Origin of the sequence: Bacillus sp. NPDC077411 (genome assembly GCF_044543425.1) — a bacterium.
Lineage (GTDB): Bacteria > Bacillota > Bacilli > Bacillales > Bacillaceae_G > Bacillus_A > Bacillus_A bruguierae.
This window is the reverse complement of sequence record NZ_JBITWA010000012.1, coordinates 44,205-60,314: the sequence shown is the minus strand read 5'-3', so window position 1 is coordinate 60,314 and position 16,110 is coordinate 44,205. Positions and strand designations below refer to the sequence as shown.

At 37.7% G+C, this 16,110-nt stretch carries 14 protein-coding genes; 2 read left to right on the top strand and 12 right to left on the bottom strand.

What is annotated here, in order from left to right; genetic code table 11:
* Positions 1 to 101: 101 nt before the first annotated feature.
* Together ACIGHG_RS15915 and ACIGHG_RS15910 are read right to left on the bottom strand one after the other, a co-directional pair.
* Positions 102 to 230 (bottom strand): NprX family peptide pheromone, encoded by a 129-nt coding sequence (locus ACIGHG_RS15915; protein ID WP_336473692.1) that lies wholly within the window; start codon positions 228 to 230, stop codon positions 102 to 104.
* 2 nt (positions 231 to 232) lie between these two features.
* Positions 233 to 1,504 carry a tetratricopeptide repeat protein gene (locus ACIGHG_RS15910; RefSeq protein WP_336473691.1) on the bottom strand — a complete coding sequence of 424 codons (1,272 nt, stop codon included), beginning with the start codon at positions 1,502 to 1,504 and terminating at the stop codon, positions 233 to 235.
* 195 nt (positions 1,505 to 1,699) lie between these two features.
* Here ACIGHG_RS15910 and ACIGHG_RS15905 point away from each other — a divergent pair, with 195 nt between their 5' ends.
* Positions 1,700 to 3,163 carry a nicotinate phosphoribosyltransferase gene (locus ACIGHG_RS15905; RefSeq protein ID WP_396549358.1) on the top strand — a complete coding sequence of 488 codons (1,464 nt, stop codon included), beginning with the start codon at positions 1,700 to 1,702 and terminating at the stop codon, positions 3,161 to 3,163.
* A gap of 26 nt (positions 3,164 to 3,189) precedes the next feature.
* Here the strand turns inward: ACIGHG_RS15905 and ACIGHG_RS15900 are convergent, their stop codons facing one another.
* Together ACIGHG_RS15900 and ACIGHG_RS15895 are read right to left on the bottom strand one after the other, a co-directional pair.
* The gene (locus ACIGHG_RS15900) at positions 3,190 to 5,553 is read right to left on the bottom strand and encodes a heavy metal translocating P-type ATPase (protein WP_396549357.1); all 2,364 of its coding nucleotides are present in this window, start codon (positions 5,551 to 5,553) and stop codon (positions 3,190 to 3,192) included.
* Between the two features lie 23 nt (positions 5,554 to 5,576).
* On the bottom strand, positions 5,577 to 5,954 hold the full coding sequence (locus ACIGHG_RS15895) for an ArsR/SmtB family transcription factor (protein ID WP_396549355.1): 378 nt from the start codon (positions 5,952 to 5,954) through the stop codon (positions 5,577 to 5,579).
* A 137-nt stretch (positions 5,955 to 6,091) separates the two neighbouring features.
* Here ACIGHG_RS15895 and ACIGHG_RS15890 point away from each other — a divergent pair, with 137 nt between their 5' ends.
* The gene (locus ACIGHG_RS15890; protein WP_396549353.1) at positions 6,092 to 6,721 is read left to right on the top strand and encodes a class I SAM-dependent methyltransferase; all 630 of its coding nucleotides are present in this window, start codon (positions 6,092 to 6,094) and stop codon (positions 6,719 to 6,721) included.
* A 209-nt stretch (positions 6,722 to 6,930) separates the two neighbouring features.
* Here the strand turns inward: ACIGHG_RS15890 and ACIGHG_RS15885 are convergent, their stop codons facing one another.
* From ACIGHG_RS15885 to ACIGHG_RS15850, 8 genes are all read right to left on the bottom strand, one after another.
* Complete coding sequence (locus ACIGHG_RS15885) at positions 6,931 to 7,491, bottom strand: class I SAM-dependent methyltransferase (protein ID WP_396549351.1); 561 nt, start codon at positions 7,489 to 7,491, stop codon at positions 6,931 to 6,933.
* Positions 7,492 to 7,604: 113 nt separating this feature from the next.
* The gene (locus ACIGHG_RS15880) at positions 7,605 to 9,020 is read right to left on the bottom strand and encodes an amino acid permease (RefSeq protein WP_336473687.1); all 1,416 of its coding nucleotides are present in this window, start codon (positions 9,018 to 9,020) and stop codon (positions 7,605 to 7,607) included.
* A gap of 89 nt (positions 9,021 to 9,109) precedes the next feature.
* Entirely contained in the window at positions 9,110 to 10,243 is a 1,134-nt protein-coding gene (gene ald / locus ACIGHG_RS15875; RefSeq protein WP_090917584.1) for an alanine dehydrogenase, read from the bottom strand.
* A 634-nt stretch (positions 10,244 to 10,877) separates the two neighbouring features.
* A complete protein-coding gene (locus tag ACIGHG_RS15870; RefSeq protein WP_396549349.1) occupies positions 10,878 to 11,480 on the bottom strand; it encodes a nucleotidyltransferase family protein in 603 nt (200 codons plus the stop codon).
* Between the two features lies 1 nt (position 11,481).
* On the bottom strand, positions 11,482 to 12,438 hold the full coding sequence (locus tag ACIGHG_RS15865) for an XdhC family protein (RefSeq protein ID WP_396549348.1): 957 nt from the start codon (positions 12,436 to 12,438) through the stop codon (positions 11,482 to 11,484).
* Positions 12,435 to 12,905, bottom strand: coding sequence for a (2Fe-2S)-binding protein (locus ACIGHG_RS15860; protein ID WP_336473683.1), 471 nt, complete (start codon positions 12,903 to 12,905; stop codon positions 12,435 to 12,437). Before ACIGHG_RS15860 ends, ACIGHG_RS15865 begins: the two co-directional genes overlap by 4 nt.
* The gene (locus ACIGHG_RS15855) at positions 12,902 to 13,744 is read right to left on the bottom strand and encodes an FAD binding domain-containing protein (protein ID WP_396549346.1); all 843 of its coding nucleotides are present in this window, start codon (positions 13,742 to 13,744) and stop codon (positions 12,902 to 12,904) included. The genes ACIGHG_RS15860 and ACIGHG_RS15855 overlap by 4 nt, the downstream gene beginning before the upstream one ends.
* A complete protein-coding gene (locus tag ACIGHG_RS15850; RefSeq protein WP_396549344.1) occupies positions 13,741 to 16,080 on the bottom strand; it encodes a xanthine dehydrogenase family protein molybdopterin-binding subunit in 2,340 nt (779 codons plus the stop codon). The genes ACIGHG_RS15855 and ACIGHG_RS15850 overlap by 4 nt, the downstream gene beginning before the upstream one ends.
* Positions 16,081 to 16,110: the final 30 nt, after the last annotated feature.

Genomic DNA, 16,110 nt, shown 5'->3' with positions numbered 1-16,110 from the left:
TAGAATTTTGACGAACAATTTAAAAACAGGAATAAAAAAAACTGACTCAAAAGGCCGTTTTTTAACGACATTTCGAGTCAGTCTCATTCCCAATGGTCACCTTACATATTTATTGTTTCAACTGTATTAGTAGCTTGTCCAAAAACATCTGGTTTATAAGCATATTGCGTATCAGCCATTACAACTAATGCCACCATTGTTAAAACCATACCTATTACTACTTTTTTCACCCTTATCCCTCCCGTATCGTTTCGAGCGCTTCAATTGCTAACTTATAATAATGATTGCTTTCTGTAAATTGCAAAGAATTCGTGAAATATTCAGCGAGTTCTATATATACTTTCTTTAATTCTTGTATATTTCCTGCATTTTTAAAAAAAGGTATTGCTTCTGTTTCTAAAAATACTTTATATACACTTGGCTCTGTAAAATACTTATAACGAAGCATAAGGAGTAAGTACAACTTCGTATTACATCTTTCATCTCTCTTAGCAGAAATAATCCCCTTCTCAATCCACTCTTTTGCTTCTTCTAATTGTTCAAGGTGGATACATTGAAGGGCCATCTCATACAACGTCTCGACGTAGTTCACATCTTCATCTCTTTGATATTGTAAACTTTCTACATAATATTTTTTGGCTTCTTCATACTTTTTCATTTTATAATGTACATTGCCAATATTACTTAATACCATTGCCAGCAATACATCCTTATCAGAAAAAGCGTCTACTTCTCGTAGTATACTCTCATAAATTTTTAACGCTTCATCATACTGTCTTCTTTCAATATAGCTCAACCCAACAATGACTTGACAATTAATCACATTTCGAAATTTATATTCATTTCGAAATCCTTCCATGGCAATATTAGCAAAATGAAGTGCCATATATGGAATTTCCAAATGAGTATATGCAACCGCTAAATTATAATAAATTCCAGTTTCATAATAATTTTGTTCTTTTGCCATTAACTCTGTTTGAATTAGAAACCGTAATCCCTCTTGCCATTTATGCTGTAGGCAATAGCATAAAGCCTGACTATACTGATATAGCAGCTGCTGAAATGGAGAATATTTTTTATAAACCTTTTTTAGTTTCTCCAACTCCTCTTTAAGGGCTGGTATATTTCTCTTCATAATTAAATATCGTGTATATAACAACTTATAATAATTTACAATCTCAAAATCAACAATTTGTTGCATCTCTACTTCTAGTTCTTTATATAACTCTTCAACTTTATATTTATCTAAGTGAACTAGTGCTTTTAACCACTCCTCTAACTTTTCTTTCACCTCAGCTTCAATATCTCTTAAATCCGAAACTGCAATCTCTAATCTCGTACATAATAACTGCAATATTTCTTCTGAGGCCTCAATTTTTCCATTTTCAATTTTACTTAAATATGAGACGGAACAAATGCCTTGACAGAGTTCTTCTTGTGTCATTTTTTGTTGGAGTCGTTTGTAAAAAATTTGCTTACCCATTTTTTCTAGATTTTGTTGCATAGTCCCCTCCTCCATTCTAAGTTATCCCCTAGTACTTTAATAATACATAAATTTTACCAAAATATAAATTGATAAATAAAAATATTCCGAAGGATTTTTTATTTTTACTTTATAACATTTATGATATGTATAGTTTTTAGCAAAAAACTTCAAAAAAGAGGTATACTATAACCAAAATATGGAGGTGTTTATGTTATGGGACATTATAAAGACGATAGCTACGCCTTACACACAGACTTATATCAAATGAATATGGCCTATACATATTGGAAGGATAATATTCATAATCGCCGGGCAGTATTCGATTTATACTTTCGTAAGCTGCCTTTTGAAAATGGTTATGCTATTTTTGCAGGGCTCGAAAAGATTATAGAGTATGTGGAGAACTTTCGGTTTACAGAAAGTGATATTGCTTATCTCAAAGAGCTGCAATTTGAAGAAGATTTTTTACACTACTTACAAAATATGAAGTTTACTGGCTCCATTCGCAGTATGCAGGAAGGCGAGGTTGTCTTTCATAACGAACCCCTTTTGCGTATAGAAGCACCACTTGGAGAAGCACAAATTATTGAAACCGCACTTTTAAATATTGTGAACTACCAAACATTAATTGCTACAAAAGCTGCACGGATGAAGCATGCAGCTGGTGATGATGAACTTCTTGAATTCGGAACACGCCGTGCTCATGAATTTGATGCAGCACTTTGGGGAACAAGAGCAGCATTCATCGGCGGTTTTTCTTCAACAAGTAATGTTCGAGCTGGAAAACGATTTGGTATTCCTGTTGCTGGTACACATGCTCATTCATTTGTACAAGCGTATCGCGATGAGTATGTAGCCTTCAAAAAATATGCGGAAACACATGAAAAATGCGTTTTTCTCGTTGATACATACGACACATTAAAATCTGGTGTACCAAATGCGATCCGCGTCGCAAAAGAATTTGGTGATCACATTAACTTTTATGGCATCCGCCTTGATAGCGGAGATATGGCGTACTTATCTAAAGAAGCGCGTAAAATGTTAGATGCAGCTGGATTTACCAATACAAAAATTATTGCTTCGAGCGACTTGGATGAATACACGATTTTACATTTAAAATCGCAAGGAGCCAAAATTGACGTATGGGGTGTTGGAACAAAACTAATCACGTCGTTTGAACAGCCAGCATTAGGCGCTGTTTATAAATTAGTTTGTATCGAAGATGAAAACGGTACACTAAACGACACAATTAAAATTTCGTCCAATCCTGAAAAAATTACAACACCAGGATTAAAGCGTATCTATCGTATTATCAATCGTATCAATCAGCATGCAGAAGGCGATTATATTGCATTAGACACAGAAGAACCAGAGCAAGAAGAGCGTTTAAAAATGTTCCACCCTGTTCATACGTATATTAGTAAATTTGTCACGAACTTTGAAGCAAAAGAGCTGCATCATGATATATTTGTGAACGGGCAGCTCACATACGAATTACCTGACATCCTTCATATTCAGCGCCATGCACAAAGCAGCTTATCATTCTTATGGGAAGAGTATAAACGGACGCTGAATCCAGAAGAATATCCAGTCGATTTAAGCCAAGTGTGCTGGGATCATAAAATGAATTATATTCAAACTGTGCGAGAACAAATTGCAAATTCTATGAAAAAATAAGGAGAGAAGCCCTCGCTTCTCTCCTTTTACAATTCTTTTACCCTCAATACACGCATCGCATTTAACACAGCCAGCAAAGTTACCCCAACATCTGAGAAAACTGCTTCCCACATCGTTGCAATGCCGAATGCCCCTAATAAAAGAACAACTCCTTTTATCCCTAAGGCGAAGATGATGTTTTGCCATACGATACTACGCGTGCGTTTCGCAATTTGAATAGCCGCTCCTATTTTCGAAGGTTCATCTGTCATAATGACAATGTCGGCTGCTTCAATTGCTGCATCTGATCCTAAACCACCCATCGCAATCCCAATATCCGCTCTTGCTAATACAGGTGTATCGTTAATACCGTCTCCAACAAACGCAATTTTTTCTTTCGGATGTTTCATCGCATCAATTTTCTCAATTTCTTCTACTTTTTGCTGCGGCAACAGTTCGGCATGGACTTCGTCAATCCCCAGTTGTTTCCCAACTGCTTCTCCGACTGATTTTGCATCGCCGGTTAACATAACGGTTCTTTTTACACCAAGTTGTTTTAACGATTGAATTGCTTGCTTAGCATCCTCTTTGATTTCATCAGAAATGACAATGTATCCAGCATACATACCATCTACAGCTACGTGTACAAGTGTTCCAACAGTTTGCGGTTGCTGAAATGGAATATTTTCTTTTCTCATTAACTTTGCGTTTCCAGCAAAGATCTCTTTTCCGTTCACTTTCACAACTGTGCCGTGACCAGAAATTTCATTATACTCTTCAATCATATGCTCATTGACTACTTTTCCATATGCAGCTCGAATGGACTGCGCGATTGGATGATTCGAATATACCTCTGCAAATGCTGCATACTGTAACAATTCTTCTTTCGTCACAAATTCGCTTGGCTGCATATCTGTTACTTTAAAGACACCTTTTGTTAACGTACCTGTTTTATCAAATACGATATGTTTTACATCATTTAATGCTTCTAAATAGTTACTGCCCTTTACTAAAATTCCGCTCTTAGATGCTGCGCCAATACCTCCGAAGAACCCAAGTGGAATCGAAACAACCAATGCACAAGGACAAGAGATAACAAGAAAGACGAGCGCTCTATAAATCCAATCTGAGAACGTTGCCCCCTCTATAATAAGCGGTGGAACAAAAGCTAATACTGCAGCTGTAACGACGACAGCTGGTGTATAATAACGAGCAAACTTCGTAATAAAGTTTTCTGTCGGTGCTTTACGACTACTTGCATTTTGCACTAAATCTAAAATTTTCGAAACAGTAGATTCACCGTACTCTTTCGTTACTTCAATTGTTAATACACCATTTTGATTAACAAAACCGCTCAATACATCACTGCCGATCTCTACTTCACGAGGTACAGATTCTCCTGTTAGCGCCGATGTATCTACCATTGATGCTCCTTCGATTACTTTACCGTCTAATGGTACTTTTTCACCCGGTTTAACGATAATGAAATCACCAATTTGTACATCTTCTGGCGACACTTGTTTCGTTTCATTTCCTAGCTTTAAGTTTGCATAATCAGGTCGAATATCCATTAATGAACTAATCGACTTACGGGAACGATTTACCGCAATGCTTTGGAACAGTTCACCTACTTGATAAAAGAGCATTACCGCGACAGCTTCTGAATAGTTTTGAGTCCCAAAAGCACCAAGTGTCGCAATCGCCATTAAAAAGTTTTCGTCAAACACCTGTCCGCGTACAATATTCTTTGCAGCACGTAAAACTATATCGCCGCCTATAATCATATAAGCAATCACGAAAAGTGGAATTGTGATCATTTGCGGTAATGAAGCTAGTGCAGCAATAGCAGTTAAAATCGCCCCAATCGATAACCGCCAAATCATTTTTTTCGTATTCGCTTCTCCGTGATCATGACTATGATGATGTTCTGTTTGCTCTTTCTCACGCACTACGTTCACTTCGGGTTCTAATTTCTGCACGACTTCTTTTATATGTGCAACAGTTGTCTCTAACTCTTGTTTATTTGCGATTTCTACTCTTAATTTTTTAGAAACAAAATCAACAGATGCCGATGTAACTGCAGGCATTTCGCCTACTTTTGTTTCAATTTTCATCGCGCAGTTTGCACAATCCAAACCTTCTAGTATAAATGTTTCTTTTGCCGCTCTCGCTTTTTGTTCTTCTTTCACATGAATATGCGGTTCTAATTTATTTACAAGTTGCGTTACTTCCTTGACAACATGTTCTTCGTTTTGTTTCGCTGTTTCTACCGTCATCGTTTTCGTGACGAAGTTAACAGAACACGATGATACATCCTCTAATTCTCCTACACCTTTTTCAATTTTCATCGCACAGTTTGCGCAGTCTAATCCGTCTAACACAAGTTTCCGTTTTACCAATGCTTCCCCCATTTTTCTCCCTCCTTGTGCTGCTTCTATTTTTCCTCGTTTACGTGCTCAAATGCTTGCTCGAAAATATGAATAACGTGGTGATCTGCAAGTGAATAGTACACTACTTTTCCCTCTTTACGATTTTTAACAAGCTTTGCTTGCTTTAATACGCGTAATTGATGGGAAATAGACGACTGCGTCATTCCGAGTAAATATGCTAAATCGCATACGCACATTTCTGCCTCAAATAAGGCGTGTAAAATACGTGTGCGCGTACGGTCTCCTAATACTTTAAATAACTCTGCTACTTGACTTAAGCTATCATCCTGTGGAATCGTTTGTTTTACTTTTTCAACAACTTCTTGATGAATGACATTTTGTAAACACGTTTCTTCATTTGTTTCTACTTTTTGTTCCGTCACAATAGCTCACCTCTTCATTTGAACATATGAGTAATTGTTCATATATGTTATGCTTTTATTATATGAACGAATGCTCATATGTGTCAATTATTTCTGGTTTTATTTTTGGAAAATTTCATGAAAAATGGAGGAGCGTTATGAAAAATAAGCAAAACCAAAAAATTTATAAATTATGGTCTCACTTTTACGATTTGTTCATGCAAAACCGTTTCTTTATTCAAGCAAGAAAACGAGCATTTTCTCTTGTATCCTTTACAGAAAATCAACAAGTATTATTAGTTGGTGTTGGTACAGGGCAAGATATCCCTCTTCTTCCGACAAACACCCTCATCACTGGAATTGACCTCTCAGAACATATGCTAATCAAAGCGAAAAGAAAGTACCCTTATCCTCATGTCATATATAAACAAATGAATGCTGAACAACTCGCATTTCCAGATGATTCATTTGACGTTGTTATTTTAAATCTCATTTTAAGCGTTGTTGAACACCCTCATATTGCACTTTCAGAAGCACTACGTGTCACGAAAGAAGGTGGAAACATTGTCATCCTAGATAAATTTCTTCCTGAAAAAAAACAGCTATCTCCATCTAGGAAATTTATGAACCTTCTGACCAAAAGACTTGGCACGAATATTAATCGTAAGTTGAGTGATATTTTAGGAACATTACCGCTTACCATTCAATATGAAGAACCTTCTATTTTTCACGGTAATTATCGTATTGTGCTTTTAAAAAATGAAAAAAGAACCCTTTATTTATATTAACGGGTTCTCTTTTCGGATGGAAAACGATTCAATTTACTATAAAAAGAGCATTGAAATTACCATCAATGCTTTTTTATGCGTTCAGTATGTCGAATATCTTCGCAGGGTCTTTATATCGTGTCGAAAGGTCTTTATCCCGTGTCGAATCGCCGATATATCCTAAAAAACGGTCGATATATTGCAAAAATCGCTGATATATTATTTTCCTTTTATTTACGTTTAACCGCATCGACAATCAACGAAACAAAAACAAGCTGTCCATCTTGATTGCGATGATCGAAACGTTTTGAGCGATAAATAAGGCCGTCTTTTTCATTCCAGTCATTATAATGAAACGCTCCGTTTTCATCACAATACTCCAATAATTTCACTTCAAAACCAGCCTCTTCAAACATCGAAGTCATCGTTTTATGATTATGAACAATTTTATGACTCGCTGCCGGATGATCTAATGGACCTGGTCCGCCGACTTGTACGCCTGCTTGATAATCTTCATCTGGGAAAAATGCATCTGGTACGGCACAGCGAAGATGACCACCCGGCTGTAAAAATTCATAACAAATTTTTGCTGCTTCTCTTCCTTCTTCATATGTTAAATGCTCCCACACATGCTCTGCTAAGATTGCTGCTATAGAGTTTGGAGCAAATTTTTTCACCCAATCTTCTCTTTTTAATAAATTTAGTTCATTTTCTTGTGTATGTAACCACCCTGGATTGTTATTATATCCTTCTGCACCAACTACAACTTTTACTCCCTCTTTTACAACCATTATTATCCCTCTTTTCCATCTTTCGACATATACATTTCTATGAGGTTTCCTAGAATCCCTTCAAAAACATAAAAAAACCTTATGCGCTCCCCAACGCATAAGGCTTTATCCCTTTAATTTGCTTGTTTTAGATGATCTTGCGAACTTTTATCTTGTTGCAGGTGGCTGTGTTTCTTAGAGTATACGAAGTATACGATAACTCCTAGTACAAGCCAAGCACCGAAGTATAACCATGTTGTAAGTGGTAAGTTAACCATTAAAAACAGACAACATGCGATTGAAATAATCGGCAATACTGGTACAAGCGGCACCATAAAGCCACGTTGTAATTTCGGATGTGTTTTACGAAGGATCAGTACAGAAACACCTACCATCGCAAATGTTAATAATGCTCCAATATTCGCTAAGTTTGACAATTCTTTTAAATCGACAAATCCGGCAATTAAAGCACTTCCGATACCTGTTAACCATGTTGAAAATACCGGCGCTTCTGTTTTTTGGTTAATTTTCGCAAATGATTTTGGAAGTAAACCATCACGGCTCATCGCAAAGAATACACGTGTTGTTGCGTAAATATAAGCAAAAATTACGGCCATAATCCCAATTACTGCACCAATTGCGATAACACCTGCTACTTTATCTTGCCCAACAACTTCTAATACATAAGACATCGCTTCTGGTACATTTAATTCTTTGTATGACACCATTCCTGTCATAACAAGACAAACTGCAATATAAATAACTGTACAAATAGCAAGCGATGCAATAATACCAATCGGTAAATCACGCTGTGGATTTTTTACTTCTTCAGCTGAAGTTGCTAATGCATCAAATCCTAAGAAAGCAAAGAATACTGCAGCTCCTCCGGCAAAAATCCCACTTATACCATACGGTGCAAATGGTGTCCAGTTTACTGGTTTTACATAGAATACACCCACTGCAATAAACAATACAACAATACTAATTTTAATTAATACCATTGCATTATTAACACGTTTACTTTCTTTCGTACCGCGAGATAGTAACCATGTTAATACTAACGTAATACAAATCGCTGGAAGGTTCACAATTCCGCCGTGAGCTGGAATCGTTAACAGTTGTTTTGGAATTTCTAATCCCAATCCGCTTACTAAATTATTAAAGTAACCCGTCCAACCGCCAGCTACCGCTGCCGTTGTTAAAACATAAACTGACAATAATGTCCATCCCATTAAATGGGCAACAAATTCTCCAATCGTTGCATATGCATACGTATAAACACTACCTGATACAGGAAGTGCTGTGGCAACTTCTGCATAACATAATGCTGCAAAGCCACAAACAATTGCTGCAATCATAAACGAGAAAATAACAGCTGGACCAGCATCTCTTGCTGCTACTAATCCAGTTAATACAAGTACTCCTGTACCGATAATCGCTCCAATTCCTAACATCGTTAAGTCAAATGCCCCTAATGTTTTTGTCAAAGTTTTACTTTGACTTTGGCTTAACAATTGTGTCACGGATTTCTTTTTAAATAAGTTGGCCACGACTCTTGCCCCCTTCTAGTTAAAAAGAGCTAAGAGGCACTTCTCTTAGCTCTCATCTTGTTGTATGAAAATATTGTTCGATATTTAGATTAGCAAGATACTGCTTCTGCTTCTAATAATTCTTTTGCTGCTTTATATTCTACACCGTGTGCTTCTGCAACAGCTTCGAATGTTACATAGCCTTCTAATGCGTTAATACCTTTTAATAATGCAGTATTTTCTAAGCAAGCTTTTTTGTAACCTTTGTTTGCGATCTGTACTGCGTATGGTACTGTAACATTTGTTAATGCAAGTGTAGATGTACGTGGAACCGCACCAGGCATGTTTGCAACTGCATAGTGAACTACGCCGTGTTTTTCATAAGTTGGGTTGTCATGTGTTGTAATACGGTCAGTTGTTTCGAAAATACCACCTTGGTCGATTGCGATATCAACTACAACAGAACCTGGCTCCATAGACTTGATCATTTCTTCTGTTACAAGTTTTGGTGCTTTTGCTCCTGGAATTAATACTGCACCGATTACAAGATCAGACTCTTTTACAGCTTGTGCAATATTGTAAGGATTAGACATTAAAGTTGTCACTTGGTTACCGAAAATATCATCTAATTGACGAAGACGATCTGCGCTTAAGTCGATAACTGTTACGTCAGCACCTAGACCAACTGCAATTTTAGCAGCATTTGTACCAGCTTGTCCACCGCCGATAATTGTTACTTTACCGCGTTTTACTCCTGGAACGCCTGCTAATAAAATACCTTTTCCACCTTTATTTTTCTCAAGGAATTGTGCACCAAGTTGTGCTGCCATACGACCAGCAACTTCACTCATAGGCGCTAACAATGGTAAAGAACGATTTTCTAATTGAACTGTTTCGTAAGCGATTGCTGCTACTTTATTTTCAATTAATGCTTTTGTTAATTCTGGTTCTGGAGCTAAGTGTAAGTAAGTGAATAAGATTAGGCCTTCACGGAAATATTTATATTCGCTTGCAATTGGCTCTTTAACTTTCATTACCATTTCCATAGCCCAAGCTTCTTCAGCTGTTTCTACGATTTTTGCTCCTGCTTCTACATATTGCTCATCAGGAAAACCTGATCCTAATCCTGCACCCTTTTGAATGAATACTTCGTGATTGTTACGAATTAAATGTACAACACCCGCTGGTGTCATAGCTACACGGTTTTCGTTATTTTTAATTTCTGCTGGTACCCCAATACGCATAATGAAATGCCCCCTTATAATTAACAGAAAAAAGTAATTCTTTCTTCTTTTTGTAATAGTTAATAACTTATGAACTTATTCTAGCATAACTTCCAATCTATGAAAACGCTATCATATGAAAAAATAAAAGTTTTTATATTTGAAATAGTGTAAATAATGTAAATTAATTTCATTAGGAAATAGATGCTCTTTTTCTTTTTCACCGTTCTATATTTATTATTTTCAGAAAGTTTTTTAACAAATAAATGTTATACAAAAATCCATCAATAATTTCTATAAACTCCTACTTAACGATTTACAAAACTTTTGCAACCTGTTGAATATTTGTTTATCGATATAATTTATGAAGATGGACCATTCCATTTTAATTTTCCAACCTATAAGCCGCTGCTATGTAGAACAAAATATGACCGCTACTTGCCTTCTCCTTTTGTTTTAAACCTTGCATGTAGTAGGAAACTCCTGCATGGCCAAATGCTCTCGCCCCCCTAAAAGGAAAGGGGATTTTTATGTCGTTGTTTCACTTATATATGTTAAAAATCACTCAATAGCAAAGGCCTATCCCTGTTGGATAAGCCCGATGAAATTGAGTAATAAGATTTGATTGTAAATGCTCTATAAAACAATTCGTTTTTCACTTTCCGTAATACTGTATCATTTTCTGATAATCACTCCAACTATCCACATCATAAAAAAGGGTCGCTTCTTCATACGATATCGTTATCCCCTTTATAAATGACTGTTGAAAAATAGTGCGAGCTCCTTGATCACCTTTTAATGTTTGCAAGAAAGGAAATATTTTCTTTGCAAATAAAACAGGCGGCCTTACAATTCCGCGATACTTTGCTGCTACATAATAGACCGTTTTATGTTGTTTATAACAATCTAGTAATTCATTAATTACCTCTGTTTTAATAAAAGGTTGATCAGCAAGTAAGACAACAATTCCATCCGCTTTCATATCCATTGCTTTCTTAATACCACAGCGCAGTGAATGTGATTGTCCTTGACTAGAATCAAAACAAGAAAGAAGGTGTACGTTCTCATGTCGTAATGATTGTGAAACCCAATTTTCATCATTTGTGACAATAATAATACCTGCGAGATTTGAAGACAAAGCAGTTTTGAGGGCTGCATTACCAAGTGGTTCATTGTGTAAAGGAAGAGAAAGTTTATGGATTCCCGGTCCCATTCGTCTACTATTTCCAGCCGCCAAGTATACACCAATGATTTTCATCTCACTTCATCCGTAATTGCCCGATAATTTCAGCCATGATACTAACGGAAATTTCACTTGGACCTTGTGCACCAATTGAAATTCCAACAGGAAAATGGAGATGAGGAGGAATTGGTTTACCGTCTAATAAGCGCTCCGTACGATGACGCGGTCCTAAAACACCTATATAACGAACATTTTTTTCTAATAAAAGAGATAGTAATTGTCGATCTTTTTCAAAGTGATGCGTCATAATGACAAGAAAATCGCTTGGATGTAATGAAAGTTTTTGTATCATTTCTACTGGAAAACCAACCACACATGCATCAGCACTTGGAAACTGATCCGTATTACATAAGGCCTCCCGCCAATCGCAAACTGTTACCAAGAAGCTCGTTTCCTTCGCAAAACGAACGAGTGGCTTTGCATCTTCTCCTGCTCCAAAAATAAACAGGCGGGGCTTTGGTATAAAATGTTGGCTATAATATTCATCTTGTAACCCATTTTTCAAGTAAGTTGCCTGTGGAATAGTCCCTTCCCAATTACCGCACGTATTACCATTATTATATATAAGTGCAGTTTGCTCTAACGAAAGATTTTTCACCATCCAAGCCGAGGAACCATTGGCAAGGTGAATATATAAGTCTTGTAAAATCGCTTTATAGGTATCATCTATATGTTCCACTAATACATGAATAACACCATTACATCCTACTCCCCAGGACAAATCATCTTCTGCCTTTGTATTAAATGTATGAATCGCCCAAGTATTTTGCTCCATAACATCCACAGCATAATAGAAAAGCTCTTCTTCAATGCACCCTGCACTTAGCATTCCTACTTTTGTGCCATCTTCTTGAAAAAGCATCATCGTTCCTTCTTTTCTATATGCCGATCCTTCAACATGAATAATTGTCGCTAATGCACAGCGTTTCTCGCAACATAACAACGCTTCTAATACACCGTATGCGGAAGTCATTTTGAATCCCCTCGCTGCTTTTGTAATACAGACTTTACAGCTTCTTCAATCTCTTGATAACTCGTGCATCGGCAAATATTAGAACTTAACCATTCTTCAATAACATGATCATCTGCATCAGGCCTTTGCGACACAAGTCCATGGCAATTCATAATAAATCCTGGTGTACAGTATCCGCATTGGAACGCCCATTTCTCTTCAAAAGCTTGTTGAATAGGAGCTGCTTGTAATCCTTCAATCGTTGTAATTTGCTTTCCAATCGCTTCAACAGCCAGCATAATACAAGACTTGATTGGTATCCCTTCAACAAGAACTGTACAAGCACCGCAATCACCATTTTCACAGCCAGGCTTTGCTCCTGTTAAATCCAGTTCGTGACGTAATATATGTAACAGCGTATCAGCCATTCTTCCAACTACCTCTCGCGTTTCTCCATTGACATCCAAAATGAGCTGGACGTTTCTCATCTTTCGTCCCCCTTTGCAAAATTTCGCAATATATCTTGCAGTACAGATTGAAATACAAATGTCCGATAAGCACGCGAGCCTCTTATATCATCTAATACAGGAGCTGGAATATGGGTTAAGGCGTGTTCAATTCTTTTCTCAAATGGAATGTGCTTATTATTTAAATCTGTCTCCATCTGAAGTGAACGAAATGGAAACACACATAAGCCACTGCACGCCATTCGAATTTCGTCATCATATTTAATCGACGCAACCGTTACAAGGGGATAATCAATTTTTTCTAGTTGGCGTTTTTTTACACTATAATACGGTGCTGTCACATACTGCCGATCTGTAATCATTTGTACAAGAAACGCACCCTTTTGTAATTGTAATTTTTCCACAAAAGCTTGATGAGCAGGTACATATTTCATACCCGCTGTTCCTGCAATAACAAATGTACTATCAGCTAATAAAAACGGCAGCACAGCTTCCTTATAGCGAATCCTTCCCGCAACATTTCCGCCAATTGTAATTTTATTTCTTGCCGTGCGATCTGCAGCCCGGCCAGCAGTTTCCCCAAGGAGCGGAAAGACTTTCGCATCCTGAACATTTGTTATCGTCAATGTTGCACCTAGCAAAAGTTTGTCATCCTGCCATTCACAAACATTACATTCTGGAATATCTTTTATATCAATAACAGCTTTTGTTCGAATGCGTTGCGAACGTCCCATCGTAATAATTTCTGTGCCGCCCCCATAGTAGAGCGGCTTCTTCCCCTCTTGATCTAGTTGGTGAAATAATCGAATAGCCTCTTGAATAGAATCCGGACGATAATACTCAAAATCAAATGGTATCATTCCATCCCTTCTCCTTTTTGCGTCTCTTTCCAAATTAACTCTGGCGTAAGCGGTAAGTTTCGTAATGAAATACTAGTTGCGATGGATAAGCTGTTTCCTAAAGCTGCTGGCATGCCAATAATTCCATGTTCCCCAAGTCCTCTAGAACCAAATGCAGCTTCTTTATGTGGTACTTCTACAAAATCGACAATATATTTTGGCTGTTGCCCGTAATGGATGACTTTATAAGAACGAAACTGATGATTCAAATTTCTTTCTTTCGCATCATAATGAAATGTTTCTCGCGTTGCAAAACTGAGCCCCATACTCATGGCTCCCATAATTTGCGTTTCTGCTCCCTTTCTATTTAAAATGGTTCCCGCATCTGCCACTGTTACAGCATTCAACAATCGGTATGTAAAATCTTTAGGATTATATTCCACTTCGACTGCTTGCGCTCCTACTCCCCACTCCGGCCCTTGTCTTCCTTTCCCTGTTTCATAATCAATATCTGTAATTCCCTCAAGTATGTAACTCCCTCTTCCCACCACTTCTGTTCCTTTTACATTTCCATTTGAATCTACATACCCAAACGCAATTTTCGAAAAGGGCACATGTATATTTGGGTTCGTTTTGACATAGACTCCTTTCCCTGCAACTTCTAACTCTTCTGCGGGGTACCCAAGTAAATTTGAAGCCGTTTGGCAGAGCTGCCTTATTGCGTCTTCTGCCGCCCTTACAACCGCATTTCCAACAAGGAGTGTCGTTCGGCTCGCTGCTGTTTTCCAATGCTTTGGAGCAACTTGTGTATTAACTTCCATTATGATATGCACATCATCAACATCCATGTTCATTTTCTCGGCAACCATTTGCGTTAGCACTGTTTTTGTTTCTTGCCCAATTTCAACGGCACCACAATTGATATTGACACTACCATCACCGTTAAAGGTTAATACCGCACCTGCTCCGGCATTACTTGGCGTAGTCGAATTTTTCCAGAAGCAGCTAACCCCTTTTGCGCGTACCATGCCGTTAGATAGAATAACTTTATTTCCCTCTTCCCAATTTATAAGTGATTTTAATTTTTGTAGGCACGCTGTCACATCTCCCGTATTACTTGATGTGACAGGTACTTGTGTCGGTGTTGTATCCCCTGGCCCAATTGCATTTTTCATACGAAACATAAGCGGACACATTCCTAATTTCTGAGCAAGAATATCAATTGTTCGTTCCATTACAAACGTATACTCCGAATGTCCAAAACCTCTAAAAGACGTTGCATAAGTATGATTTGTATACATACCGTACGAATCGCACCATACGTTTTCAATCGCATATGGGCCCGTGCAGTCCAGCCCAGCCGCCTTACTCATCGTTACCGCCCGATCAGCATAAGCACCGCCGTCAAATAAATACAAAATCTCTGCCGCTTGCAGCTTTCCATCTTTTGTGCACCCAAGCTTTACTTTTGCTTGTAAACCGATATGAACAGGAGACGTTATGAAATCTTCCTCTCTACTATTTTGAAGAGTAACTCGTCTTCCTCCTACTACTTTTGAAGCAATGTATGCTAAAAATTCAAGCTGAACTGCTGTTTTTCCACCATATGCCCCCCCGACTAACGGCACATGTACAATAACTTTCCCTTCATCAATTTCAAACGCTTCGCTTAACTGCCTCTTTATTTCAAAAGGAGCCTGTGATGTAGAATGAACAATCACATCTCCATTCGGTTTCATTTCTACCCTAGCACACCGCGTTTCCATTGCTGCATGATCAGATTGCCGAAAAGAAAATGTTTCACAGGCAATCGCGTCACTGTTCGTAAATCCTTTTTGAACATCCCCTTTACGAATTTTCGTCCGATTTGCGATATTTGTATGCGGCTTTGGGTACACCTTTTCTTCTAACTTATATCGTTCCACATGCTCATGGACTAAAATGTTTGATTCATTATAGGCTTGCAAAGGGGAACGAATAATCGGGAGCTCGTCATATATAACACGGATCCGTGTTGCTGCTTCTCTTGCAATTGCTTCAGTATCCGCCACAACAAGTGCAACAGGTTCACCAAAATACCGTACTTTCTCAAAGGCTAACAAAGGACGATCAACGATACTAGAGCCGACAAGAATAGGATAATCCGCTCCCGTTACCACAGCATGTACGCCTTGTACTTTCTTCGCTTCACGAATATCTATACTCCTAATATAAGCATGTGCATATGGACTCGTAAGAAGTTTTGCATATAGCGTGCCAACCTCTATTTCATCATTAATATACTTCGCTCTTCCCGTTACTTTATCAGCACTTTCTTTTCGCTTCACACTTTTCCCTATGACACGATACCGTTCCATTCTCGGCCTCCTTTGCTTTGCTCTGCTCTT